18 protein-coding genes are annotated in these 25,140 nt (G+C 68.6%); 12 read left to right on the top strand and 6 right to left on the bottom strand.

The features are described 5' to 3' along the window. Window positions 1–37: 37 nt before the first annotated feature. The 10 genes from rpsR to OVA02_RS01730 all read left to right on the top strand — a co-directional run bounded on the left by rpsR (window position 38) and on the right by OVA02_RS01730 (window position 11,770). Window positions 38–298, top strand: coding sequence for a 30S ribosomal protein S18 (gene rpsR / locus OVA02_RS01775; protein ID WP_043595327.1), 261 nt, complete (start codon window positions 38–40; stop codon window positions 296–298). Between the two features lie 14 nt (window positions 299–312). Further along, on the top strand, window positions 313–765 hold the full coding sequence (gene rplI / locus OVA02_RS01770; protein WP_043595329.1) for a 50S ribosomal protein L9: 453 nt from the start codon (window positions 313–315) through the stop codon (window positions 763–765). Between the two features lie 523 nt (window positions 766–1,288). After that, the gene (locus OVA02_RS01765) at window positions 1,289–2,443 is read left to right on the top strand and encodes a LacI family DNA-binding transcriptional regulator (protein ID WP_267659106.1); all 1,155 of its coding nucleotides are present in this window, start codon (window positions 1,289–1,291) and stop codon (window positions 2,441–2,443) included. 3 nt (window positions 2,444–2,446) lie between these two features. Beyond that, on the top strand, window positions 2,447–3,964 hold the full coding sequence (locus OVA02_RS01760; RefSeq protein ID WP_123571094.1) for a sugar ABC transporter ATP-binding protein: 1,518 nt from the start codon (window positions 2,447–2,449) through the stop codon (window positions 3,962–3,964). A 31-nt stretch (window positions 3,965–3,995) separates the two neighbouring features. Then, window positions 3,996–4,967 carry an ABC transporter permease gene (locus tag OVA02_RS01755; protein ID WP_043595333.1) on the top strand — a complete coding sequence of 324 codons (972 nt, stop codon included), beginning with the start codon at window positions 3,996–3,998 and terminating at the stop codon, window positions 4,965–4,967. 34 nt (window positions 4,968–5,001) lie between these two features. Beyond that, window positions 5,002–5,952 (top strand): substrate-binding domain-containing protein, encoded by a 951-nt coding sequence (locus OVA02_RS01750; protein WP_043595335.1) that lies wholly within the window; start codon window positions 5,002–5,004, stop codon window positions 5,950–5,952. An 11-nt stretch (window positions 5,953–5,963) separates the two neighbouring features. Next, window positions 5,964–7,028, top strand: coding sequence for a ribokinase (locus tag OVA02_RS01745; RefSeq protein ID WP_324289763.1), 1,065 nt, complete (start codon window positions 5,964–5,966; stop codon window positions 7,026–7,028). After that, window positions 7,025–7,408 carry a D-ribose pyranase gene (gene rbsD, locus OVA02_RS01740; protein ID WP_056044255.1) on the top strand — a complete coding sequence of 128 codons (384 nt, stop codon included), beginning with the start codon at window positions 7,025–7,027 and terminating at the stop codon, window positions 7,406–7,408. The genes OVA02_RS01745 and rbsD overlap by 4 nt, the downstream gene beginning before the upstream one ends. 630 nt (window positions 7,409–8,038) lie before the next feature. After that, entirely contained in the window at window positions 8,039–9,427 is a 1,389-nt protein-coding gene (gene dnaB, locus OVA02_RS01735; protein WP_043595340.1) for a replicative DNA helicase, read from the top strand. Window positions 9,428–11,020: 1,593 nt separating this feature from the next. Continuing rightward, window positions 11,021–11,770 carry a hypothetical protein gene (locus tag OVA02_RS01730; protein ID WP_267659105.1) on the top strand — a complete coding sequence of 250 codons (750 nt, stop codon included), beginning with the start codon at window positions 11,021–11,023 and terminating at the stop codon, window positions 11,768–11,770. Between the two features lie 51 nt (window positions 11,771–11,821). On the opposite strand, the gene OVA02_RS01725 is transcribed toward OVA02_RS01730, so the two are convergent. The 3 genes from OVA02_RS01725 to OVA02_RS01715 all read right to left on the bottom strand — a co-directional run bounded on the left by OVA02_RS01725 (window position 11,822) and on the right by OVA02_RS01715 (window position 15,493). Beyond that, the gene (locus tag OVA02_RS01725; RefSeq protein ID WP_267659104.1) at window positions 11,822–12,793 is read right to left on the bottom strand and encodes an NUDIX hydrolase; all 972 of its coding nucleotides are present in this window, start codon (window positions 12,791–12,793) and stop codon (window positions 11,822–11,824) included. A 154-nt stretch (window positions 12,794–12,947) separates the two neighbouring features. Beyond that, window positions 12,948–14,396 carry a DUF4041 domain-containing protein gene (locus tag OVA02_RS01720; RefSeq protein WP_267659103.1) on the bottom strand — a complete coding sequence of 483 codons (1,449 nt, stop codon included), beginning with the start codon at window positions 14,394–14,396 and terminating at the stop codon, window positions 12,948–12,950. Continuing rightward, entirely contained in the window at window positions 14,393–15,493 is a 1,101-nt protein-coding gene (locus tag OVA02_RS01715; RefSeq protein WP_267659102.1) for a hypothetical protein, read from the bottom strand. Before OVA02_RS01715 ends, OVA02_RS01720 begins: the two co-directional genes overlap by 4 nt. 283 nt (window positions 15,494–15,776) lie before the next feature. Between OVA02_RS01715 and OVA02_RS01710 the strand changes: the two genes are divergently transcribed. Further along, window positions 15,777–16,232 carry a hypothetical protein gene (locus tag OVA02_RS01710; RefSeq protein ID WP_267659101.1) on the top strand — a complete coding sequence of 152 codons (456 nt, stop codon included), beginning with the start codon at window positions 15,777–15,779 and terminating at the stop codon, window positions 16,230–16,232. A 24-nt stretch (window positions 16,233–16,256) separates the two neighbouring features. Here the strand turns inward: OVA02_RS01710 and OVA02_RS01705 are convergent, their stop codons facing one another. Continuing rightward, the gene (locus OVA02_RS01705) at window positions 16,257–16,400 is read right to left on the bottom strand and encodes an SHOCT domain-containing protein (RefSeq protein WP_267659100.1); all 144 of its coding nucleotides are present in this window, start codon (window positions 16,398–16,400) and stop codon (window positions 16,257–16,259) included. 139 nt (window positions 16,401–16,539) lie between these two features. Between OVA02_RS01705 and OVA02_RS01700 the strand changes: the two genes are divergently transcribed. Then, window positions 16,540–17,595, top strand: coding sequence for a zinc-dependent alcohol dehydrogenase (locus tag OVA02_RS01700; protein WP_267659099.1), 1,056 nt, complete (start codon window positions 16,540–16,542; stop codon window positions 17,593–17,595). A gap of 88 nt (window positions 17,596–17,683) precedes the next feature. Here OVA02_RS01700 and OVA02_RS01695 read toward each other — a convergent pair whose 3' ends face one another. Together OVA02_RS01695 and OVA02_RS01690 are read right to left on the bottom strand one after the other, a co-directional pair. Continuing rightward, the gene (locus OVA02_RS01695) at window positions 17,684–24,457 is read right to left on the bottom strand and encodes an Ig-like domain repeat protein (RefSeq protein WP_267659098.1); all 6,774 of its coding nucleotides are present in this window, start codon (window positions 24,455–24,457) and stop codon (window positions 17,684–17,686) included. Window positions 24,458–24,618: 161 nt separating this feature from the next. After that, a complete protein-coding gene (locus OVA02_RS01690) occupies window positions 24,619–25,050 on the bottom strand; it encodes a hypothetical protein (protein ID WP_056044267.1) in 432 nt (143 codons plus the stop codon). Window positions 25,051–25,140 lie beyond the last annotated feature (90 nt).

Genomic DNA, 25,140 nt, shown 5'->3' with positions numbered 1-25,140 from the left:
CTTTTAGTACTTCTTCATTCATCGAAAGTAGAAACCAATGGCTGGAAAGAGCAGCGGCGACCGCCGCAAGCCCCTCCGCGGTAAGGGCGGCAAGAACGCCGCGCCCGCGAAGTCGATCCGCGTCGGTGTCATCGACTACAAAGACGTCGCGACCCTGCGCAAGTTCATCTCGGAGCGTGGAAAGATCCGCGCCCGTCGCATCACCGGCGTCTCCGTCCAGGAGCAGCGCCTCATCGCCCGTGCCGTGAAGAACGCCCGTGAGATGGCGCTCCTCCCCTACGCCGGCTCCGGCCGCTGATCGGAAGGACCACCATGTCGAAGGTAATCCTGACCCACGAGGTCTCCGGCCTCGGTTCCGCCGGTGACGTCGTCGACGTCAAGAACGGCTACGCCCGCAACTACCTGGTGCCCCAGGGCTTCGCCGTGGCGTGGAGCCGCGGTGGCGAGAAGCAGGTCGCTCAGATCCGCACGGCCCGCGAGACCCGCGAGCTCAAGACGATCGAAGAGGCCCATGACCTCAAGCAGCGCCTCGAGGCCCAGAAGATCCGTCTCACGGTGAAGACCGGTGCCGACGGCCGTCTGTTCGGCTCGGTCCGCCCGGCCGACGTCGCCGACGCGGTCACCGCCCAGGGTGTCGCGACGATCGACAAGCGCAAGGTCGAGATCCCCACGACCATCAAGGTGACGGGTGAGCACGAAGCCACCCTCCGCCTGCGCGAGGACGTCATCGCGACGATCACGCTGACGGTCGTCTCGGCCAAGTAGCACCCCGGCGCCTCGGCGCCTGCTGTACGCGAGAGCGGCGGTCCCCCTCGGGGGGCCGCCGCTCTTCTGCGTGCTCGGGTGTGCGGGCTTCGGCCGGGGGGGGCGCCATGAACCCCGTTTCCGACGATGAACCCCGGTGCACCGTGGTTCATCGTCGTGAACGGGGTTCATGGGCGCGCCGGGAGGGGGTGGGCCGGGCCGGACGAGCGGGGGGCGAGGAGGCGCGGGCAGCTGGGTCGGGAGTGGGCGCGGGGGGACGAGGAGGCGCGGGGCGGCTGGGTCGGGCACCGCGCCTCCTCGGGGGCGTCCTGCGTCGCGATGCACCCGGTTTCGAAGGATGCACCCGGTTGCAACCGGGTGTTCGGCTCGAAACCGGGTGCAGCGGCAGGCATCACGAGGCGGCGGCAGCTCGCGTTGACAGGAGGGGGCGGCTCGTCTACTCTCGTGGAATCGGTTCCATGGAATCGATTCCACGCCGGGCGAACACCCTGCGACCCGCACCACTACGACGAGGTAGAGCCCGATGAACACCGTGACGATCAGGGACGTGGCGCAGCGCGCCGGCGTCTCGGCGGCGACGGCCTCGCGCGTGCTGTCGGGCAACCCGGCCACCTCCGCCGAGTCCCGGGCCCAGGTCGAACGGGCCGTGCGCGAGCTCGACTTCCGGCCGAACGCGCAGGCTCGTGCCCTGCGCTCGACCCGCTCCGACACGGTCGGCCTGCTCGTGTCCGACGTCCGCAACCCGTTCTTCGCCGACCTCGCCCACACCATAGAGCAGTCGTTGCTCGAACTCGGCTACGTCACCCTCCTCGGCAACGCCAACGAGAACCGCGAGCAGCAGGACCGCTACCTCGACACCCTCATCTCGCGTCGCGTCGACGGCGTCATCGTCGCCCCGCAGGGCACCGACTCCGCCAGCATCGACTCGCTGCTCGCCCGTGAGGTGCCGACGGTGTTCGTCGACCGCACGATCCCGGGCGTCGACGTGCCGAGCGTGACGACCGACAGCATCCCCGGCATCCGGGCCGCCGTGCAGCACCTCGTCGACCTCGGTCACGAGCGCGTCGGGTACGTCGCGGGCCCGCAGAGCGTCTCGACCGGGCGCGAGCGACTCGAGGCCTGGACCGCGGCCGTCGCCGAACTCGGCCTCAGCACCGATCCCGACCTGGTCTACGTCGGCGACTTCCAGTCCGCCAGTGGCTCGGCCGCCGTGCACGCCCTGTTCGAGCTCGACGAGCCGCCGACCGCCCTGCTCGCGGCCGACAGCCTCATGGCCGTCGGCGCCATCGCCATGCTCAACCGGCTCGGCATGCGCATGGGCACCGACGTCTCGGTCGTCGCGTTCGACGACATCGAGTGGTTCTCGCTGCTCGACCCGGCCCTCACCGTCATCGCGCACAGCGTCGAGGAGATGGGCCGCATCGCCGTCCAGCTGCTGCACGAGGTCATCGACGGGCGCACGCCCGACTCGGTCGTGCTGCCCAGCGAACTGATCGTCCGCGAGTCGACGACCCGCGCCTCCGGCGGAACCGCAGGAGGCGCGGGTCGCGGATCCGCGAGCGGCACCACGGCGACGCGCGAGTCCACCGCGACCCGCGCCTCCTCGTCCCCGAAGGACCCGACCGACCCCACGGAACCGACCGACCCCACCCCACCCCGACCCCTCGGCAGGAACTGACCCATGCCCCATTCGATCGACGACGATCGCCCCCTGCTCACGCTCGAGAACGTCAGCAAGTCGTTCGGCCCCGTGCGGGTCATCGACGACGTCACCGTGCACGTCCGGCCCGGCCGGGTGCAGGTGCTGCTCGGTGAGAACGGCGCCGGCAAGTCCACCCTGATCAAGATGATGTCGGGCGTGTACCAGCCCGACGCCGGCCGCGTGCTGGTCGACGGCGAGGCCGTCCACCTGCCGAACACGCACGCCGCCGAGAAGCTCGGCATCGCGACGATCCACCAAGAGCTCAACCTCGTCGCGTCGCTCAGCGTCGCCGAGAACGTGATGATGGGGCGGTTCCCCACGCGGTTCGGCCTGGTCGACCGCAAGGAGCTCAAGAAGCGCGCCCGTGCGGCCCTCGACCTGATCGGGCTCGACGTCGACGTCGACCAGAAGGTCGGCGAGCTCGGCATCGCCCGTCAGCAGCTGGTCGAGATCGCGAAGGCGCTGAGCATCGACGCGCGCATCCTGATCCTCGACGAGCCGACCGCGGCGCTGACCCGGCACGAGACCGAGATCCTCTTCCGCGTCGTCGAGCAGCTGCGCGCCCGCGGCGTCGGCATGCTGTTCATCAGCCACCACCTCGACGAGATCGCCGAGATCGGCGACACCGTGGCCGTGCTGCGCGACGGCGCGTTCGTCGCCGAGGTGCCCGCGTCGACCGGCGAGGACGAACTCGTCCGCCTGATGGTCGGCCGCGACATCGAGCACCAGTACCCGCGCACGCCCGGCAGCGAGGGCGACTCCCCCGTCGTGCTCGAGGTCCGCGGCCTGACCGGGTCGGTCTTCCGCGACGTCTCGTTCGACGTGCGGGCGGGCGAGGTGCTCGGCATCGCCGGGCTCGTCGGCGCCGGTCGCACCGAGGTCGTCCGCGCGATCGCCGGGGTCGACAAGTACGACTCGGGCAGCGTGACCGTGCGCGGCAAGCGCCTCAAGAAAGGCGACGTCGCCGGGGCCATCGCCGCGGGCGTCGGCCACGTTCCCGAGGACAGGAAGGCGCAGGGGCTCGTGCTGGGCGCCTCCGTCAACGACAACCTCGGCTACGCGACGCTCGCCAGCAGCGCGAAGGGCGGCCTGGTCGACTTCGCCGGCCAGCGTGCGAAGGCCGACGAGGTCGCCTCGACCCTGCGGATCCGCATGCGCGACATCGACCAGGAGATCGGCTCGCTGTCCGGCGGCAACCAGCAGAAGGCCGTGTTCGGCCGCTGGATCATCGCCGGTTCGACGGTGCTGCTGCTCGACGAGCCGACCCGTGGCGTCGACGTCGGCGCGAAGGTCGAGATCTACGAGCTGGTGAACCGCATCACCGACGCAGGAGGCGCGGTCGTGATGGTCAGCAGCGAACTGCCCGAGGTGATGGGCATGAGCGACCGCATCCTCGTGATGCGCGACGGAGTCGTCGCCGGCGAGGTCGCCGCGGCCGACGCCACCCAGGACACCCTGATGACGCTCGCGGCACGCGACGTCCCCCCGACGAACTGACCCGAGAAGCACGGACCCGAGGACGACACCCATGACCACCACCACCGTGAAGGCGCAGCGACGCTCCTTCGACATCAAGACCTTCCTGGCCGCCAACGGAGCCCTCGTCGGGCTCGTCGTGCTGTGCCTGGCCCTCTTCATCGCGACGCCGGACTTCCTGACCGGGCGCAACCTGCTCAACATCGGCATCCAGGTGTCGACCGTCGCCGTGCTGGCGTTCGGCATGACCTTCGTCATCGTCGCGGGCGGCATCGACCTCTCGGTCGGCTCGGTCGCCGCGCTGTCGGCGATGGTCTCGGGCTGGTTCTTCGCCACGGCGGGGCTGCCCGGCGGCCTGGCGCTCGCCCTCGGGCTCGGCACCGGCCTCGTGGCCGGCCTGGTCAACGGGTTCGCCAGTGCGTACGGCAAGCTGCCGTCGTTCATCGCGACCCTCGCCATGCTCAGCGTGGCGCGCGGCCTGACCCTCGTCGTGTCGGACGGTCGCCCGATCGCGACTCCCCCGGCCGTGTCGTTCCTCGGGGGCAACATCGGCCCGGTGCCCGTGCCGATCATCGTGCTCGTGCTGGCCGCGATCGTCGCGTCGTTCATCCTCAACCGCACCGTCATCGGCCGCTCGATGTACGCCGTCGGTGGCAACGCCGAGGCCGCTCGCCTCTCGGGCCTGCCGGTCAAGCGCATCGTCGTCACCGTCTTCGGCCTGGCCGGGCTGTTCGCGGCCCTCGCCGGCCTCCTGCTCGCCGGACGCCTCGACTCGGCCCAGCCGCAGGCGGCCTCGGGCTACGAGCTCGACGCCATCGCCGCGGTCGTCATCGGCGGCGCCAGCCTGGCCGGCGGCGTCGGCCGCATCTCGGGCACCATCATCGGCGCCCTCGTGCTCGTCGTCATCCGCAACGGCCTCAACCTGCTGAACGTCACCTCGTTCTGGCAGCAGGTCGTCATCGGCCTCGTCATCGCCCTCGCCGTGGGCGTCGACGTGCTGCGGCGCAAGACGCGCAGCAGCTGAACCCCTCCACCCACCCCAACCCGAAGGACACACGATGAAGTTGACCTCGTTCCGCAAGGCCGCCACCGTCACGGCGATCGCCGCCCTGGTCGCGACCGGCACCGCCGGCTGCAACCGCACCCCCGCCGGAGAGGCGGACCGCCCCACGGTGGTCCTGTCGCTCAGCACCCTGAACAACCCGTTCTTCGTCGAGCTGCGCGACGGCGCCACCGCCGAGGCGAAGAAGCAGAACGTCGACCTCGAGATCGTCGACGCCCAGAACGACTCGGCCACCCAGGCCAACCAGCTGGCGACCGCGGCCTCGACCGCCGACGCCGTCATCCTGAACGCCGTCGACAGCGACGCCGCGGGCCCCGCCGCCAAGGCGCTCAACGAGGCCGACGTGCCCATCGTCGCCGTCGACCGCGCGGTCAACGGTGCGGACGTCGCCTCGTTCGTCGCGAGCGACAACGTCGCCGGTGGCGAGCAGGCCGCCAAGGCCCTCGCCGAGGCGATCGGCGAGAAGGGCGAGGTCATCGTGCTCCAGGGCGTCGCGGGCACCTCGGCCAGCCGCGACCGCGGTGAGGGCTTCACCAAGGGCATCTCGGCCTACCCCGACATCACCGTCGTCGCGCAGCAGACCGCGAACTTCGACCGCGCCACCGCGCTCGACGTGACCACGAACCTGCTGCAGGCGCACCCGAACGCCGTGGGCGTCTTCGCCGAGAACGACGAGATGGGCCTCGGAGCGATCCAGGCGCTCGGCTCGCGCGCCGGCACCGACGTCCAGGTGGCAGCGTTCGACGGCACCGAGGACGGCCTCAAGGCCATCGAGGCCGGTACGCTCTCGAGCACGATCGCGCAGCAGCCCGCCGAGCTCGGCGCCCTCGCGGTCGACCAGGCCGTCAAGGCCGTCAACGGTGGCAGCGGCGACGAGGGCCCCTCGGACCAGGCCGTCGAGGTCATCACCGTCACGAAGGAGAACGTGGGTGACTTCACCGAATGAGTGGTCCTGATGTGAGCGGTCCAGGCGTCGTCGGGACTGCAGGAGGCGCGGGTGCGGTCGGCGCGGACGGTCCGGTTCCGGCCGGCTCGGCCGGCACGGTCGTCGTGGTCGGGTCGATCAACGTCGACCAGGTCGTGACCGTCGACCGCCTGCCCCTGCCCGGCGAGACGCTGATCGGCTCGTCGATGACCCTCTCCCCCGGCGGCAAGGGCGCGAACCAAGCCGTCGCGGCTGCTCGTCGCGGCGCCCGCACCGTGATGATCGGCGCGGTCGGCGACGACGGACGGGCCGACGACGCCCTGCCCCACCTCCGCTCGAGCGGTGTCGACGTCAGCGGCGTCGACACCGTCCCCGGGCCCACCGGCCTGGCGATCGTCAGCGTCGGAGGCGACAGCGAGAACACGATCGTCGTCGTCCCCGGGGCGAACGGTGCCGTCTCGGCGTCGTTCGTCGGCGGGCACGCAGGCGCGCTGGCCGATGCCGCGGTGGTCGTCCTCCAGGGAGAGATCCCCGTGGACGGCATCGCCGCCGCCGTGCAGCACGCCGGAGGGCGCGTGGTGTTCAACCTCGCCCCGGTGATCGACGTGTCGGCGGACGTGGTCAAGGCCGCGGATCCGCTGGTCGTCAACGAGCACGAGGGTCGGCTGCTGCTGGCCGCGTGGGCTGGTTCTGGTTCTGCCTCGGCGTCGGACGAGGAGGCGCGGGTCGACGACGAGTCGGTCGTCGCCTCCCTGCGCGCCCAGGGAGTCACGTCGGTCGTCATGACCCGGGGTGCCGCCGGCGCGATCGTCTCCGACGCGTCGGGCACCGTGCTGGTCGCCTCGCCTCGCGTCGCGGCGGTCGACTCCTCCGGAGCCGGGGACGCCTTCGTCGGCGCGCTCGCCGCCGGACTGGCCGCTGGTGCGTCGTTGCTCGAGTCCGCTCGGGACGCCGTGCGCGTCGGGGCGTTCTCGGTGACGGGCGTCGGCACGCAGGCGTCGTACCCGACGCTCGAGGACGAGCTGCCTGCAGCGGCGCCTGCCGCCCCGACGGAGGGGTCGGCGGATGCCGACTCAGCGGACGGAGAGACCTCGTGAAGCGCGGAGGCCTGCTCAACGCCCAGCTGAACCACGCGGTGAGCGGACTCGGCCACGGCGACCTCGTGGTCGTCGCCGACTGCGGACTTCCCCTGCCTGCCGGAGTCCCCGTGGTCGACCTCGCCGTCGTCCACGGCCTGCCGGCCTTCGCCGACGTGCTGGACGCCCTCACCGCCGACGTGGTGTTCGAGGCCTGCACGGCCGCGGACGAGAGCCACGACTCCCCCGCCGGTGCGCAGATCACGTCCCGCTTCGACGACGTCGCCTACGTCTCGCACGACGAGCTCAAGCGGCTGTCGGGTGGGGCGCGCCTCCTCGTCCGGACGGGCGAGGCGACCCCGTACGCCAATGTCGTGCTGCGCTGCGGCGTCCCCTTCTGAGGCACCTGCTCCCCTCGAACCCCGTTTCCGAAGACGAACCCCGATCCCTGGTGGTTCTTCTTCGGAAACGGGGTTCTTCGGCTTGCGGGCCGACCAGAGCGTGGTGCGACCTCCCGGCCGCCCTCTCACCGGCCGTGATCGAGCCCAGGAGGCGCGGTGCCGGTCCCCGATACCGTCCTGACCAGGCTCTTCGCAGGCCCCCCTTCGGGGGTTACGAGAAGCTGAACGCAGGCTGCGTCGGTATCGGTCGAATGGGCCGAAAGTCAAATCCCTTGTGCACAGGCAGAAGTCAAATCGGATGTCTCAACCCCCGGTTTAGACAATTTTCTCCACACGACTGTGGAATCGAGAAACCCCTGGTCAGCAACAGGTAATTGAACTGAAGTATCTCGTTGTCCACAGCGTGATCCACAGTTCTCCCCAGGGTTGTCCGGCGTTGCTCACCTGTTCTCCCCAGAGTTATCCACAGGTGCATTTGCTGTGGAGAACTCGGTGTCCATAAGGTGTACCCGCGCTCGTCAGGGGTGGGTCACGGCGGTTCGGCAGGGGGATGTCGGGGGTCTGTCGTAGAACTGCCCCAAGCGTCTTCGGTGCTGCCCCGCACCCACCCGATTTCTCGCTGGAGGACCCATGTCGATCGCCCATCTCGGTCTCGCTCCCGATGCGTCGAACGCCCGCGATCGAGACCGTGGTGGCCCCGTCAACATGGACCGCGTCCCGCCTCACGACCTGCTCGCCGAGCAGAGCGCGCTCGGCGGCATGCTGCTCAGCAAGGACGCCGTGGCCGACGTCATCGAGACGGTCCGCGGCATGGACTTCTACGTGCCCAAGCACGAGGTCATCTACGACGCGATCCTGGGGCTGTACTCGCACGGCGAGCCCACCGACGTCATCACGGTCAGCGACGAGCTGATGAAGTCCGCCGACCTGTCGAGGGCCGGGGGAGCGGAGTACCTCCACACCCTCACCGGCGTCGTGCCCACTGCGGCGAATGCGGGGTACTACGCGTCGATCGTCGCCGAGAAGGCGGTGCTGCGCCGTCTGGTCGAGGCCGGCACGCGCATCGTGCAGATGGGGTACGCGAGCGAGGGCGAGGTCGTCGACCTGGTCAACAACGCGCAGGCCGAGGTCTACAACGTGGCCGGTGGCGTCCAGACCGAGGACTACGTGCCGCTGAACGAGGCGGTGACGGTCGCGATCGACGAGATCGAGGCGGCCAAGGGTCGCGACGGTCAGATGACGGGCGTGCCGACGGGGTTCGCGCAGCTCGACGCGCTGACGAACGGGTTCCACCCGGGTCAGCTGATCATCGTGGCGGCGCGACCGGCGCTGGGTAAGTCGACGTTGGCGCTCGACCTGGCGCGGGCGGCGTCGATCAAGCACGGGCAGGCGTCGGTGTTCTTCTCACTCGAGATGGGGCGCAGCGAGATCGCCATGCGTCTGATGTCGGCCGAGTCGAGCGTGCCGCTGCAGAACATGCGCAAAGGAACGGTCGACGCGCGGGACTGGACGAACATCGCGCAGGTGCGCGGCCGGATCAACGACGCGCCGCTCTTCATCGACGACTCGCCCAACATGACGCTGGTCGAGATCCGGGCGAAGTGCCGTCGCCTGAAGCAGCAGCACAACCTCAAGCTCGTGGTGATCGACTACCTGCAGCTGATGACGTCGGGCAAGCGGGTCGAGAGCCGTCAGCAAGAGGTGTCGGAGTTCTCGCGTGCCCTGAAGCTGATGGCGAAAGAGCTGCAGGTGCCGGTGATCGCGCTGTCGCAGCTGAACCGTGGTCCCGAGCAGCGTGCCGACAAGAAGCCCGCGATCAGCGACCTGCGAGAGTCCGGTTCGCTCGAGCAGGACGCCGACATGGTCATCCTGTTGCACCGCGAGTCCGCCTACGAGAAAGACAACCCCCGCCAGGGCGAGGCCGACTTCATCGTCGCCAAGCACCGCAACGGCCCCACCGACACCATCACCGTGGCGTTCCACGGCATGTTCTCGCGCTTCGTCGACATGCCCAGCTAGCGAACCGCCTCGCGGACGTCGGGCTCGGGCACGCACTGCAGCCCCGAACTCGTGTTCGCCGCGAGTTCGAGGGCGTGGACCCACGCGGGGTTCACCTGTGGTGTCCGCGAACAGGAGTACGTGAAGAGCAGCAGCACGGCCAGGTGCGACCAGATGGTCTGTCGGCCCTCGCCTACCGGCGGGTGATCAGCTCTGCGCCAGGTTCGTCACCACGTTCAGGACGGTGCCGAAGAAATACGACAGCAGGGCCTTGGGGGGAGTGCGGTGCGTCGGGTGCGGGTGCGGGTGCGGGTGCGGGTGCGGGTGTCGTCGGTGAGGCGCGAGCTGGACTCCTCGCTCGCCAGGTGCTCGGTGCCAGTCGTGTCCTGTGGCCTGCAGGCTCGATAGACGTGCACTAGGGCGTTGAGGCCGGCTGTGCATCAGGCCGCCAGGGGGCCCAGCATCGATGCACGGGCCAGCTCCACGCCCACGCCGACAACGACCCCGATGGCGACGTAGAGGCCCGTCCGTCGGGGGGACAGGAGATGCGGTCGCCCATCGGGGTCCCTCGGTTGTCGGGCCGGTTCGGGGCCGGGGTCCGGTTCGGGGTCGGGTCGGCTTCGATCGAATCAGCTGGCCGACGGCATGGCGTCCGGGTGCAGCACGACCTTCGTCCAGCCCTCATCGCGGGCGTCGAAGGCCCGCGGAGGCGGGCGCGCAGTTCAATGCCCTTTTCGGAGGGGGCGGGCCGCGCCTCCACCTCCACGGTGTCCCGGAGATCGTCGAAGAAGGGTGGGGTGTCGTCGGCACCGAGCACGTCCTGCGGCCGGGCGAGGATCGTGAGGGCCTGCCACCGGGAGCGGGCCCCCTGGGGGGAGCCAGCGCCCTCGCAGGGGCGGCGGCGGCGGTGTCGTCGTCGTCCGACGACACGCGAAGCTCGCCCGGCAGGAGCCATCGGTCGTCTGCGCAACGTCTTTTCGGTGGACTAACTCTTCTTTTTCTGTCAAAGCGAGAAGTCGCGTAGCGGTAGGGGATTCCGCGATTCCTTGTACTTGAGTACAGTCCATATGCTTCTTGATGCCTTTCGACAAGTTGCGAAGCAAGCCATGTACCTGAAACTTCTGCATAGCCACATTATCCTGGATGGGCTTAACTTCGAGATGTAGGGATCGAGTGATACGCGTAACCCTTCCACCGCAAGCAGATCGCTACAGCGCCGCCATTAATGGAGCGCTCTCGGCTTGGTTTCGGTGCGCAACCGTGAGTGCATTTTTAATAAGTGGGGGGCAGTCTGGTGCACTCGTGCTTAGAATTGAATTATCATTACAAGCGAACGCGTTAGTTCCAGCGGGCGAGTACATTTTGAAAGTGCGAACTAGAGCGGTTGGTGAAACTAGTTCGGCCGCAGCTCACTTGATAGCGTCAGCTGCGGGTCCGAAGTTTGCTTCGCAGCATATGGCAGTCGTAGTTCGACAGCACGAATATTCTCTCGGGTCTTCAAGGGTTGACGTAACTCTTTTCTCAGTCGCGGGAGGCAGCCTTCAACGTTTTAGGCCGTGTGAGAGTCCAAGCTCGGCAAGGCTGGAACGCGCGTCGGCTGCGATCATCGCTGACGTGACCGAGGCATGGAGTGCACCAGGTCTCGTCGCCGAGATGACCGTTTATGGCGCACTGATAAGTTTCATGGGAGGCCAACGCATGACTGACGCGGTCGACAAGGTCGGGGCCTTTCTTCCGTTTAAGGCACAAGTGGACACCCGACACGGCGCGATCATTTCACCGGAACTTTTCCTGAAAATAATTGCACCATTCGATGTGCCCATCCCCATGATGACCGCCCTGAATCACCGCGACCTGCGCGGAGGCAATATCCTGATTGGCCCAACTGCCGGTGAGAGCGTCGCGGAATATTTCATCATCGACTTCGATGAGAGCCAAGTCGGCCTTGCTGGGTATGACGCAGCATACCTCGAGGTAGAACGATTCTTTCGCAACTGTGAGGGGCTTGATGCGGGCTCAGTGCGTGGGCTGATAAGTGAAGATGCGGCCACGGTCCAAGCATTAATTGCCCGAGCCGATCTTGCCTCATTTGTTGGCATTCGTGACTCCATTCGCCAAGGCGAGGAACGAGTTTGGGCCAATACCGAATGGGAGCATATTATTCGCCGTCAGTCGATGCTAGCACGAATTGCCGCTTCGCTCATATGGATCAGACGTGATTCGATAGGTCGTAGCGCGAAGGTGACCCTCGCTCTCTACGCAGGATCTCAATGTGCGCTGTTCTTGGAGCGCTATTACGGGCCGTCGCTTGCGGCAGTGCAGACAATGTTCGGGGCCGATGGTAAGGGCCAAGTGCAGCCTTGATTCGCCTGACCCGCCTGGAAAGAGCAGGCTGAGGACAGGGTGGGCCTCTCGCTAGCGCTGAGCCCCAACCTGGAGACCGATCCAAGCTATAAATTGAATCAGGGAGGCGATGCTCGCAATTAAGCCGATCGCAGAGCCCGCCCATATAGACAATTGTCTCGCCACTAACTTCTTTGGTGCCCCTAGGCGTTTGCGAAAACTTAGCGGCAAGTCTTGAAGGGTTTGAGAGAGATCGTCCATTGAGTGAGCGAGCCCGACCTGATTAATCGGATCGCCTTTGCGTGTTTTCCCTCTTTCTAATTCCTTGGCGGTCACCCAGCGCTCTGATTGTGTCAGTAACGGCTTATTGGTCCCGAGTGAAGCACGAAAAAATGTCATTTTGTACTCAGTAAGGGCTCCATATGTCCTTGAAACTTGATTAACAGAAGACTCGGTTAGTTTGATGAGACCATCGTTAATGCGTGTAGACAAGAGCCCTGGCGTTTCTTCCTCCAACTCTCGCCACATGGTCTCCTCGATATCGGCATCATGCGGGCGGCTGTGGCCACCGATTAGTTGATATGAGTGCGCCTTTGCATCCCATCGCACTAAATATCGATCGACCAGCCCCCACCCGAATTTTCCTTTGATAAGCACTTGAGCAATCTCGGCCCGACGAATCGGCGTCGCCTGCGGCCAACCTAGCCGGGCGCTTTCCATGGCCGTCGCAAGAATTGGCCCGTTCAAGGGGCCGCCTTGCGACTGAACTATGGGGATGTTTCTCTGCCAGCCGTCGAGAATTGGTTTAGAGCTCCGAGCATATTCAGCGCTGCTCAAGAGGAAGTACGAGGCCTGTTCCGAAACAGGCTCAAATGTCCCGTCCGCCGTTGCCGCGGGCCGGACAATCCCGAAAACCGTTAGCAGGGCAATGAGCGCCTCGAAGTACTCTGGACTGCAGTCGCAGTCTTCTGCCGAAACCGGCCGATTGGTCGAGGCAGCAATTCGGGCCAAGACATCAGCAAGCATTTCGGGGACGTTGCTCATAGTCTTTGAAGCTTATCGGCCTCTCCGCCACACGGCTTACTACAGGTGACAAGTGATTCTGCATTCATCAGGCGCCGCTGGGTCGACTGGACGGCTGTCGGTTCGCTTAGCCCCTGCACCAAAAGGTCCGAACAAATGCCGGCTGACTGCAATCTCAGAGAGCAGCAGCTAAGCCGCCGGCCGTCGCCTCTCCAGAAGGCCAACGACCGACAGACTGAAAGAACTCCGTAGCGTCTGCCGTGTCCTTAAACTCGAGCAGGTTTCCGACCTTGCTGGCGAGAACGTCTCGTACCTCGGCCGGCGTTGCAAAGAAGAACTCCTTGCGGCTGTTGGCCTGATTCAAGGCGCGAGGGGCGAAGTGCCGGTGAAGTTCCGTTTCTAGAGAGACTGCGTCCTCGGAGAAATAGATCGTGTGGATGTCGAAGCGGAAAGGGACCGAGGCGCCGCCGAGCTCGTGCACCCGGTCGGCGGGTTCGAGGCGGCGCGTGAGACCGATCTTGACGACACCCTCGCCGAAGGCTCCTCGGTTCGAAATGACGTAGACGTAGCCGGCTCGAATGTTCGCCGCTCGGTAGTCGTTGTCGACGATGGCCTGGTCGATGGCAGCAAGTCGTAGCTCGAGGTCGGCATCCGACGAGCCACTGGCTTGCAGCTGGCCGATCGTCTGCATCAACAGCGTGCGCTCCTTGTCAAGCTGGGCGCGCTGTTCTTTCAGTTCTCTCTCGACCCGCGCCTCCTCGCGGAGGCGTGCCCGCTCTTCGCGCTGTTCCTCTTTCTCTTCCTGCTTCTTCATCAGCCAGTCGGCCGTCAGCTCGATCTCCTCGATCCTGAGGCCGTGATAGGCGTCGCTTATGTGCATCGCCATCATGCTGCCGAGCTTGGCGATCGCTGCTCGTGATGCCTCCAGCCGCTTCTTGGCGGTGTGCACGTTGCCCAACTTGAGGGTGCGGATGCTGTTCTCCGCCTCAGCGTTATACGCACGCAGCATGAGCTTGGCAAGGTCGTCGCTCATCTTGCGACCCTTGGCGAGAGAGTTGTCGAAGGTGAAGAGGTTCGACTTCTCGATGGCCTGCCCGTCGCGGACGAGGGCGGCCGACCTTCCTTCGACGTCCTTCAATCTCGGCAGGTAAGCCGTCGCATCCTCGAGCGGGTGGTGGTACCTGTAGATGCCGACTTCCTGCAGCACCTGCTCGTCGTCGAGCTCGACAGTGGCTGAGGTCACGGGGTTGCATGCGGCTTGTGCAGCCACTCGCTGGTCGGCGGCCAGGTTGCTTTCGGCCAGCTGCCGAGCCAGATCAGCCTTTTCCGCGAGCAACGTCGCGACGCGGTCCGATGGGGCTGAGTCATTCGGGGCAGGCGGGTCGTCGGGTGTCTCGGGTGCACTCAGCCGTTCAGGCGCGAGACTCTCGAAGATCGTGCTGATCGCGACCGGGGCCACACCGACGGGTTCTGACGCTGGTGTCACCTCGTCGAGCCACAGTTGCCAGCCGTCGGGGACCGGAGGCCAGTCAACAGGAGGCACCCATCCGGCGGGGGGCTTCCAGCCCGACGGTACGGGCGGCCAGCCCGGGGGAGGGTTGAACCGACGCTCGTCGCCGCTCACGACCTACGCACGCCCGCCGTGTCGATGGCGGTGAGCGCCGACGGGTTCTTCGCCACAGCGGCACCGAGGTGTTGCAAGGTGGCGAGAGGGACGACGCCGCTGAGGTCGATCTCCATGAACGTGTCACGGGGTGCAGCGACAGCGACCAGCGGGATGAACTTCTGGCGGCCGGTGGCCGGGTCGTTCGCCTCAGGGCCGATCTGGGCGGAGATGGCCTTGATCAGCCCTCTCCGGTCAGCCTCGAAAATCTCGTGAAGGGATCGGAGGGCCACTTGGTGCAACGCGCTCGCGTAACGCTCGTTGGCGGCCGTCTTGGAGAGCTGGGTCTCGACGACCTCATCACTGGCCTTGACGTAGCGGAATCCTTTGATAATCCGGAGGGCGTCCGGGGCGGGCACGGTCACACGCAGCGTCAACTCGGCGGTCGTGGGATCGAACTCGGCCTCGTGCTCGACGGGGAAAGCATCCGGGTAGAGCGAGTTCGCCAGCACGATGCCGACGTACTCCTGCACTGCGTCGACTGCGCCGTAGCCAAGGCCGGCGATCAAGGTGTCGATCGAAGAGTTCTGCTCGGCAACCTCGGCCTCTCGGACCGCGCAGGCCGCGTCGTAGCGTTCCCGCTCTGCTGCCAGGAGGTTGATGCGTCCTTCTTCGAGGGTGGCGTGTTCCTGAGCCTGTTGAGCGTCCTGGGTAGGAATCCAGTCACGGTAGGCGGCCCACTGTCCCCAAGCCTGCTCGTACTCCGCCCGAGCCCGCTGCTGCGCCTCCTCGAACTTCTTCTTCTTGCCGAAGAGGCCTGTGGGTGCCGGCGGTTCGATGAACACCGGAGCCTCGGGGACCGGGGTCGGGAGCGGCGCCGGGCGAGGGGTCTCGAGGTCCCAGCGAGGGAAGGGCGGGTGCACCGCTCGAACCTTGAGGCCCTCCAGGTCGACGTAGTCGTCCAAGTCGAGGGTCAGGGCGAGCAATCCGTCGATCTCGTCGTACTCGAGGGCCAAGTCCTCGTTGAGCTCGTCGACCTCGGCCTGCCGCATCTCGACGTACGCGGCTTTCGCCTCGCGCTCGTACCGCTTACGTTCGGCCTCGTCGGCACGGGCCATTGCAGCGTTCGCCCGCTCTTGCTGAGCCCGCGCACGGACTGCCTGCGCGCGAGCCTGCGTCTGTGCTCGAGCGGCCGCGTTGGCACGGGCCTGCGCCAAACGCTGTTGGTGCTGCACTTCTGCCAGGAATCCGCGTCGGCTTGCCATGTTCTTTCCCCATCGCTAATTGAACGAATCTCACTGTAGTGAACGTGAGCGGTCGTCGAGAGCGAATCCGTGGGCGAAGGCGGGTGAGGCTGAGGTGCATTCAAGTCTTGGTCGTGATCAGCCTTAGAGTCCGGACATGAAGGACAAGCTTCCCCCTGCTCCCAACCTCTCCGGTCCTGAGGGAACGAAGAAGCCCCTCGGGTGTGGCGCGATCTCAGGACTCGGCTGCTTGGGGGTGGTGGTCGTCATCGTTCTCATCAGTGTCTTCTCGACCCTCGGTGGCGACGATGACGAGAGGACGGACGATGTGGAGGTCGCGTCATCTCGCTATACGCAAACTTGGAGCCAGAGCTTCGCCGAGACGAGCTGCAACGAATGGAACCTCGAGATGACTTCTGCGCAGCAGTTCGCTGCTGCAGCCGACATTCTCACGTCGGCTCGCAACAAGATCGACGGCGGCGTGGGTCTACCGCCCGATACTCTGACCAGTGAGTTCCAGGCCGGCGTCACCAACGTCTGCATCATCCCCACGATGACGCTTACGGACGCGACCTTCGGGCTTTATACGACTGAGCCACGTTTCCACCCCTGACGGACGCCCACAGGGGGATCTACTTCAGAGCCGAGAGAGCAGTTCGGTTTTCTTGGCCTCGAAGTCTTCGTCCGTGATGACGCCTGCATCCCTGAGGCCCCCCAGCTGCTTGAGCAATTCAATGACGTCAACGGTTGGAGCAGACGTGGCAGCCGGGGTCGGCGACACGGCCAGAGCGTCCCGCGAAAGCCGCGCAGTCCGAGGTGGACGAGGCGCCGGCGAGCAGCGAGTGAGCGCTACGAGAACACAGGCCGTGCCCGCTCCCTAGGCTGAGCAACACCTGTCGTCCACGCCTACTCTGGTCTGCATGACCGACGTGCCCGCCCGCACCCGTTTCGCCACCGTCGACGCCGAGCGCTCGGTGGCCTTCGCCGAGGTCGACCTCGAGGCTCCGGGGGAGCAGCAGGTCGTGGTGCGCATCCGGTACACGGGGGTGTGCGCGACCGACACGCACGGGTGGGCGTCCGGCGGCCTCATCCCGGCCGCGGTGTTCGGCCACGAGTGGACCGGCACCGTCGTCGCCGCCGGCAGCCGGGTCACGACCGTCGCCGTGGGGGACCGCGTCGTCGCCAGCGTCGGCCCGCCCTGCGGCACCTGCGCCATGTGCCGCGCCGGACACCCCGACCACTGCGACACCGCCTTCGCCGAGGCCAACGGCATCTCGCCCGACGCCCCCACCCACGGAGCCTTCGCCCAGCACGTCACCGTCCACGAACGCCGCGTCCAGCGTGCCCTCGACGGCCTCACCGACGAGCAGCTCGGCCTCGTCGAACCCACCGCCGTCACCTTCCACGCCGTCCGCCGCGCCGGCCAGCGCCTCGGCGACGTCGTCGTGGTCCAGGGCGCCGGCCCCATCGGCCTGCTCACCGCCCAGCACGCCCGCCACGCCGGAGCCGGAGCCGTCGTCCTCGTCGAGCCCATGGAGGCGCGGCGCGAGACCGCCCGCCGCCTCGGCTTCACCGACGTCCACGAACCCGGCGAGCCCTTCCGCGCCCGCGTGCTCGAGCTGACCGACGGACTCGGCGCGGACGTCCTGTACGAGTGCACCGGCGCCTCCTCGCTGTTCCAGTCGAGCGCCGAGCTGGTCCGCCGCGGCGGCACGCTCGCCCTGCTCGGCTACCCGATGACCACCTCGGAGGTCTCGTACGGCGACTGGCAGAGCCGCGAGCTGACCGTCGTCGGCAGCCTCGCCTACACGCACTCCGACTTCGTCGGTGCGATGCGCGCGCTCGCCGACGGCTCGGTCGACGCGGGGCCGCTCATCACGGGGACGGTCGGGCTCGACGAGCTGCCGGGGTTGCTCGTGGAGCTGGACAGCGGGGAGACGCAGCACGCGAAGGTGCTCGTCGCCCCCAACGGCTAGACCGCCGTCGGGACCGACACGAGGAGGCGCGGTGCGCGACGATCGCGCACCGCGCCTCCTGCGGTCGGTCCGGGCTCCGCCCGCGGCGTCACCGCTTGATGATCGGGTCCACCTGCTTCTTCATGCCGTCGACCATGCACGTGCCGAGCGTGGAGCCCATGCTCGACCACTGGTCGCGGGCGTTATTGAGGTACGACCCCGACCCGAAGGCGTCGATCGAGTCGACCACCCACTGGACGCCCTGACTGCCGGCAACGCTCTTCTCGGCCTTCAGCTTCGGGTAGGCGAAGTTGATGGCCTTGTTCGCCAGGGCCGCCCCGCCCTTCGTCCCGAACTTCGCGGCGATGTTGCTCTCGGTCAGCTTCGGCCCGTGCGCCCAGCTCGAGATGCAGTCGGCGTACATGGCCGGAATCCCGGTGGTCGCCGTGACGATCGCGGTCACCCGGTCGTACTCGTCGAGACCCTTGCCCGAGACGCCGACGGCCTTCAAGCCCGTCGACACGAGCGACATCGCCGTCCCGAGCACCTTGAGCAGCGTCGCCTCCATCAACATGATGCCGGTGAGCACCACGGCCCCCAGGGCGATCGTCCGCTGGGCGACGCTCGACAGGCCGTTCACGATCTTCTCGCCGACGCTCGGCGTGTGGACGTCGGCCGTGACCGACCGGTCGCCCGTCATGACGACCCAGGACGTCTCGTTCTCGGTCTGGTCGGTGCCCGACCAGCTGTTCAGGTGGCCACCCGCCGGCACGTCGGCCTGCATCTGCACCACCGTTCCGAGGACGTACTTCGACGGGTCGTTGTCGCAGTTCGGGCCGTTGGCCGCCGCCACCCGGGCGCCCAGCGAGAGCGTCGCGCACTTGGTCCGCAGGAAGATGCCGACCACGGGGGAGGAGCCGTCGGTGGGGATCGTGACCGTCTGCGGGCCCACCGGCAGGTCGTACCCGAGCGAGCCGTAGTCGGTCAACCCGATCGTGACGGTGCTGCCGGGGCGACCCCACAACGGCGGGCAGCCGCCGTCGTGCGCGATGATGTCGGCCCAACCTCCGTCGTCGAGGTCGGAGAGGTCACCGAAGCGGTTGCCCGTGCGGAGCACGTTGTCGTACCGCCCGTCGGGCTTCTGGACGTGGACGTAGACGGCCAGGGGGACGCAGTACTCGATCCGGACGTCGGACATCGGGGTCCCGATGACCGATCCGTCGCGGCTCAGCATCGTGTAGAGGCGGCCGTCGGCTGCCCGGACTCCCTGGGGCCACCGCACCGTGTCCTCGGACGTCGGCCGGCCGACCGAGGCGATCGCCCGGACGGAGGACGGCGTCGGCGTCGTCGATCGGAGGACGACCGTCTCACCCCAGACCCCGGAGTTGTTCGGGCAGACGACCCGGCTCGAGTACTTGGCCGAGTAGTCGAACGACGTCTGCGTCGTGCCACCCTGCGGGTAGCTGAACTGGATCGGGCGGCACGTGTCCGACCAGTAGTCGGCGGCGATCGACACGCGGTCGGCGGGGGCGAACTCCATGTAGAGGACCGGGCCACGCGACGAGCCGTCGGTCCCCGCGTCGGCGACGGCCTCGAGGCCGTCGACCAGTGACCACCGGATCTCGGCGACCGTGGTCGCCGGTGCGACGTCGTCCGTGTTGCGGTTCACCTGCAGCGACCCGTACTCGACCTTGTCGGCCCGCTCGGCGCGGACGATGGCGGTCCCGATGAACCAGTCCGTCTGGGTGACGACGGACTTGAAGCCCTTCGTCACCGCCCGGTCCACCGACGGGCCACGGCTGCCGCAACGCAGCTCGTCGATCGAGGTCGAGTCGCCGTCGGCCACGTTGGTGAAGGTCGTCGGCGTGTAGGCCGGCACCGTCTTGTCGGCGCTGATCGGCAACGCCGTGCTCGTCGTGACGGCGACGCAGCGCACGACGCCGTAGTTCACGCCGATGACGAGCTGCGCCTCCGCGGGGGTCGGCACGACGAAGGTGCGCGTCGCGGTGCCCGCGGCACCCGACCGTCCACCGGCCGGGGCGTCGCCAAGGGTCGTGAGCGCGAGCGGGTCCTCACCGGTGCGCTTCACCGGATCGAAGTCGCTCGTGCGCCAGTCGAGGAGGTAGGTGCCGTCGTCGGGCGTCGCCCTGACCGTCACCGTCGAGCCGGGCACGTAGCCCGCCGTGCCGTCGCCCGTCGTGCAGGTGCCGTCGTAGGGCTTCAGGTAGCGGCTCTCGCCGGGGCGCTCCGACGCGATGATCGCCTGCGTGCCACCGTCGCCGGGACGGATGTCGACGACGCTGCACTCGGCCGCCTTGAACGTGGCACTGACCTTCTGGTCGCCGGTGACGGTGGTCGTGTAGAAGCCACGACCGAGCTCGTCCGCCGTCGCCCCGTCGACCGTGTCGACGACGTAGGGCGTGCCGCCGTTGCGGCGGGCCTGGCCGACCGTCGTCACGGGCGTGATGGCCAGGTCGACGACCGTGCCCACCGCGTAGCGCGGTTCGCCGTTCGCGAGCTGCTCGAGCTCGTCGGCGGTCGGCGTGCGGGGGTCGGTGCAGTTGGGCTTCGTCAGGGCCTTGACCGTGCCCTTGGCGTAGTACTGCTCGGTGTAGGCGAAGGCCGGGTCGGTCTTCGCCACGATGTCGCCCCGCGGCGTGACCTGGAGCGTGTGGCAGACCGGTGCGTACCGGGTCGTGAACGAGAGGGACTGGAACGCCGTCACCGTGAAGCGGTACTCGTCGCTGGTCGCGACCCCCTGGCCGTCGAGGTACCACCCGGCGAACCGATAGGGGGCCGCGACGGGCTCGTGACGCGCCGTCACCGACGCACCCGTGACGAACCCGGTACGGTCGCCCCGTCGGCAGACGGTCGACGGGTCGCCCGTCACCGTGCTCTGGTAGGCCGTGATCACGATGCAGTCCTTCGGCGTGACCGACGAGACCACGGAGGCGCTGGGCGCGTCGTCCGCGGAGGTGAAGCGCACCGACACGTCGAGCTTCGTCGACAGCGACGAGCTGGTGGGCAGCGGGACGGTCAGGGTGCAGCGACCCACCGACACGTCGGCGGTGCAGCTCGCGGAGCCGAGGCGCACCTCGACCGACCCCTTCGGCGCCAGCGAGCCGCCGGTGCCCACCTTCCAGCCGAACGTGACGGGGGTGCCCGAGACGACGGCCGACAGGTCGGGCGAGCTCGACCAGTCGAGCGTCGTCTGACGGGCCGAACCCGTGACGGTCACGCCGTCGACGGCGCCCTCGTGGTCCGCGTCGCCCGAGTATCGGACGTCGAGCGTGTTGCGCCCCGTGACGATCGTCTCGGCGGGCAGGGCGCAGAGGCCACCCGCGGCCGGAACGGTGCAGCTGAGGCCGGACGGCGAGGCCGTGACGGTGATGGTGCCCGACGGGTTCGGGGCGACGTCCGGGGTGACGTTCGACACCGACGGCGACACCGTCAGCGGTCGCCCGCTCGCGAAGACCGTGCCGGGCAGTTCGAGCCGGACGGTCGTGCGGGCCTTCAGCACCGAGACGGTCGTCGAGGCCGAGGTGGGCCCGTAGAGCACGCCGTCACCGGCCACCGAGACGCTGGCGGTGAGGTCCGCGGCGCTGAGCACCTCGGTCGTCACGCGTCCGGTCAGGTAGGGCGACGTGGCCGGGAAGGTGGCCCGCTCGAGCAGCAGCGTCGACTCCATGCCGCCGATGACGACGGTGGCCGGGGCGAGCATCAGCGGGGTCAGCGAGCGGTCGGCCGGACGGAGGCGCACCTCGAAGGTCGCACGGGTGCCGACCTGCATGCGACCGGTCGCGGCGATCTCGAGCGCCGCGGGGGCGGGCGCCGTCGTCAGCGTGACCGGAGTGCTCGACGCGGTCCAGGGGCGCGAGCCGTACGAGACCGACGCGACCAGGTCGACCCGTCCGCCGAACGGGCGGGTGACGTCGAGCGTGCCGGACAGGACCGTACCCACGGGGGACAGCGTCACGGTGCCGAGCCGGGTCCGGCTGTCACCGGCGACCACGGCCACCGTGGCCTCGGTCCCGGCCGGGATGCCGAAGCCTCCGCCGGGAAGGGCGCTCGCGGTGACGGTCACCGGGACGGCGACCCCGGCGACGTGGGGGCCGTCGCCGACGGTCAGGGCGAGCTGCGGGGCGGGCGGTGCCGACCAGGTCGTGACGGCCGGCGCGGACGTGATCGGCTCGACGCCCACCACCGAGGCGAAGCGTGCGACGGCCGTGTACCGCCACGCGCCGGGCTGCCGCTCGACGACGTCGAGGGTGCCCGTCAGGCCGCCGGCGAGGTCGACCCGGTCGACGAGCTCGGCCGTGCCCCCGGGCAGGGCACGGTAGACCGAGAGGCTGTCCACCGCGTAGGCGGGGGCGCCGCCGATGGTCGCGGTGAGCCGGGTGGTCGAGTCCAGGGTCGCGGTCGTCGGTGCCGTGAGGGTCACCGTCGGGTCGAGGACGGGGGCGGTGGGCTGCGCGACCACGTAGGTCACCCCGAGCCAGGTCTGGTCGCCGGCGTACTCGATCCGGTTCGAGTGGATGCCCTCGAGCACGGCCACCGGGACGTGGGCACTGCCGTCGGCGGCGACGGTGCCGCGCCCGACGACCCGGTCCTCGCTCGTCACCGTGATCGCACCGGTCGGCGCGGGCAGACCGCGGACGGGCACGTAGGAGGAGTCGAGGTGAGCCGTCCCGGCGGCGGGGTCACCCGACCAGGTCCAGGGCTGGTGTTGCGGCCAGCGCTTCGCGACGACCTGCGAGTCGGAGTCCTTCGACGAGCGGGCCGAGCCCGCGAGGCCGCTGTACTCGGCCCGCCAGTCGTACGTCCCGGCGACCGTGGCCCCGGTGTAGCTCAGGTACGCCTGCCCGTTCGAGACGTCGACGCTGCGGACGACGCGGCCGTCGAGGGAGAAGGTCACCGCGCCTCCGGTGACCTTCGAGCCGTCGGCGGTGCGCACGTCGGCGACGAGTCCGACGGAGTCGCCGACCACGGGCGAGGGCGTCTGAAGCGTCAGGTCGGTGACGGTGTCGGCGAGGGCGACGTCGACGCCCGAGAACTCGGAGCCGGTGCCGTAGTGGCTGTCGGTGTCGGGCACCTCGAAGATGAAGTCGTGGTGGCCCGCCTTGAGCTTGCCCGTGAGGTCGACGACGACGGTCGCCTTCCCGTCGATGACCGAGAACGGGGTCGACGCGACGGGGCCGGAGCGCTGGTCGATCATCTCGAGCACGAAGCCGTCGCCGTCGGCGTCGCTGGTGAACGAGAAGGTCACGGTGTGCTCGTCACCGAACGTGATCGAGTCCGACGGCGAGTGGACCGCCCGGTAGTCGTAGTCGAGACGCGCGCGCTGGAAGTCGGCGGTGACGGTCTGCTCGCTGCCGGCGTAGGTCGCGTCGGCCGGGACGTACACGAAGCGCAGGTCGACCGAGGTGCTCCCGAGCTCCTTGGTCGGGAGGAAGAAGGGGAAGGCCGAGTCGGCCAGGTCGAAGTCCGTGACCTCCACGTCCTCCGTCGCGGGGTCGTGGTCGTCGCGGAAGACCTCGACGGTGCCGGTGGGTTCGTCGGTCGTGCCCTCGGCCGCGACGTCGATCGCGAACTCCTGGTCCTCGCCGAGCGTGGCCACGCCCAGCTGCAGCACGTCGACGGTGGTGGCGATCGGGGCCGGGGCGGCCCGGGCGACCGACGGGGCCGGCGCGGGTGCCGGTGCCGGCGCGGCGGCCGGTGCAGGAGGCGCGGCCGGGGTGGGGACCGTCGGTGCGGCAGCAGGCGCGGGTGCGGGTGCGGGGGCGGGTGCGGCGGCGTCGGTGGGGCTCGTCGCCGCGGCGGCGGGTCCCGACGTCGGCTGCGGGGTGACGGCGGGAGCCGTGGTCGGCAGGTCGGCCGGACCGGTCGACGAGGTGACGGGGGCCTCGGCCGCGGAGGCGCTGACGGCGGGCATGAACGGCACCATCAGGGCGACGATCGTGACGACGGCGATCGGGCTCGCCTTCGTCCACGGGTGACGCAGGACACCGGTCAGGCGCCCCGGGACCCGAGGACCGCCGCGTCGGTCGACGCGCACGTCGTCGAGGGGGAGCAGGACGGCGAAGACGCTGCCGACGACGACGAGGAACAGGGCGACGAGGCCGACGAGGGCGAGCGTGCCGAGTGAGGTCTGCGCCGTCGTGGCGGTGGGGGCCGCGAGGACCACCTCCCCGAGGGCGGTCAGGGCGGTCGACACCGCGCCGACCGCGACGACGAGTCCCACCACGGCTGCGGTGCGGGTCCGGAGCGTGGTGACCGCCCGGCGGAGCAGCGACCGCAGCGAGTCCGGGTGCGACAGGGACGCCGGCAGGGCCGTGATCGTCAGGCCCACCGCGACGAGCACCGGCGCGAAGGGGATCGCGAGGAGCAGCGTGCGGCGGATCGTCCGACGCGGGGCGGACCGCAGTCGCAGCACCCCCGCCGTGACCAGGGCGCCCAGGCTGAGGGGCAGGGCGACGAGCGCCCCGACCAGGACGGCGAGCACGAGCAGCAGCTCGACCGCGAGGAGGCGCGGCAGCGACCGGAGCGCGTGCGTCAGACCCCGACGCAGGGTGCGTCGACCCCCGGCGGTCGACTGCGAGATCGTCGACGAGACCGCCAGGACGGCCGTGACGACGGTGAGTGCGGCGACGCCGTACTGGACGGCTCGCACCACGAACGACGTCGTGACCAGGGCCGAACCCGAGGCCTGGGTGACGTCGCCGGTGATCAGACCGACGATGAGCAGGGCGAGCAGTTCGAGCAGGACGGCCGCGGTGACGACGACCAGGGCGAGGACGACTGCCCGGAGCAGGAGGCGGGGGCGGAGGACCGCGCGGGCACGGGTGCCGAGCGGGCGCAGGCGGGCAGGGAAGGATGAAGCCATGGCGGGGGTGTCCTCGACGGTCGAGCGCTTCGGGAGCGCGCCAGACGGAGACGACGGGTGAGCCCGGCACCACCTCCACACGGTGGTTCATCTGGATACCGAACAGTATCGAGATGGTCGAGGGCGCGACAATCGGCCCGGTACCCCCAGTAAGGAGGGGGTCAGTCGTTGTCGGGCACGCAGGCGTAGTCGTCGCCGAAGGCCTCGGTGACGCGGCGGATGGCTTCGGGTGTGCCCCACTGCTCGACGTCCTCGCAGGCGTGGTCGGCCCGGGACGCGTACATGCCGAACGCCCCGACGTCGACGTAGCCGTAGTCGTAGCGATCCGAGGGGCGTCCGCCGGCGCCGGGCTCGTCGGGCAGGTCGATGACGAAGCCGTCGGGGAAGCGCAGCTCGACCCCGTGCGGTGCACAGGCCGGGAGGGTCTCCGTCGTGAGGTCGGCCACGATCACCGGCTCGTAGGTCGTGCAGTACGGGAGGCGCGCGTCGGACCCCGACAGCACGAGCGGCACGTCCGGGTCGGCCCGCACCGCGAGCACCAGCAGCACCGACACCACGAGCAGCGCGGTGACGATGCCGGCGAGGACCTTCATGAGGTGAACCTACCGCCGGATCGACGTCGTGCGATCGCGAATGGAGCGGTGTTCCTGGGCATCACGTCAATCGACTGGCATCGACCGGCG

This window comes from Frigoribacterium sp. SL97, from assembly GCF_026625765.1.
Classification (GTDB): Bacteria; Actinomycetota; Actinomycetes; order Actinomycetales; family Microbacteriaceae; genus Frigoribacterium.
The sequence above is the reverse complement of the archived record's forward strand: the minus strand, read 5'-3'. Positions and strand labels throughout refer to the sequence as shown.

Excerpts from the sequence above, each read along its gene's own strand:
- OVA02_RS01760 (WP_123571094.1), top strand. The coding sequence starts at position 2,447 with ATGCCCCATTCGATCGACGACGATCGCCCCCTGCTCACGCTCGAGAAC.
- OVA02_RS01750 (WP_043595335.1), top strand. The coding sequence starts at position 5,002 with ATGAAGTTGACCTCGTTCCGCAAGGCCGCCACCGTCACGGCGATCGCC.
- OVA02_RS01690 (WP_056044267.1), bottom strand. The coding sequence starts at position 25,050 with ATGAAGGTCCTCGCCGGCATCGTCACCGCGCTGCTCGTGGTGTCGGTG.
- dnaB (WP_043595340.1), top strand. The coding sequence starts at position 8,039 with ATGTCGATCGCCCATCTCGGTCTCGCTCCCGATGCGTCGAACGCCCGC.
- OVA02_RS01725 (WP_267659104.1), bottom strand. The coding sequence starts at position 12,793 with ATGAGCAACGTCCCCGAAATGCTTGCTGATGTCTTGGCCCGAATTGCT.
- rpsR (WP_043595327.1), top strand. The coding sequence starts at position 38 with ATGGCTGGAAAGAGCAGCGGCGACCGCCGCAAGCCCCTCCGCGGTAAG.
- OVA02_RS01755 (WP_043595333.1), top strand. The coding sequence starts at position 3,996 with ATGACCACCACCACCGTGAAGGCGCAGCGACGCTCCTTCGACATCAAG.
- OVA02_RS01695 (WP_267659098.1), bottom strand. The coding sequence starts at position 24,457 with ATGGCTTCATCCTTCCCTGCCCGCCTGCGCCCGCTCGGCACCCGTGCC.
- OVA02_RS01700 (WP_267659099.1), top strand. The coding sequence starts at position 16,540 with ATGACCGACGTGCCCGCCCGCACCCGTTTCGCCACCGTCGACGCCGAG.
- rplI (WP_043595329.1), top strand. The coding sequence starts at position 313 with ATGTCGAAGGTAATCCTGACCCACGAGGTCTCCGGCCTCGGTTCCGCC.
- OVA02_RS01715 (WP_267659102.1), bottom strand. The coding sequence starts at position 15,493 with ATGGCCCGTGCCGACGAGGCCGAACGTAAGCGGTACGAGCGCGAGGCG.
- OVA02_RS01710 (WP_267659101.1), top strand. The coding sequence starts at position 15,777 with ATGAAGGACAAGCTTCCCCCTGCTCCCAACCTCTCCGGTCCTGAGGGA.
- OVA02_RS01765 (WP_267659106.1), top strand. The coding sequence starts at position 1,289 with ATGAACACCGTGACGATCAGGGACGTGGCGCAGCGCGCCGGCGTCTCG.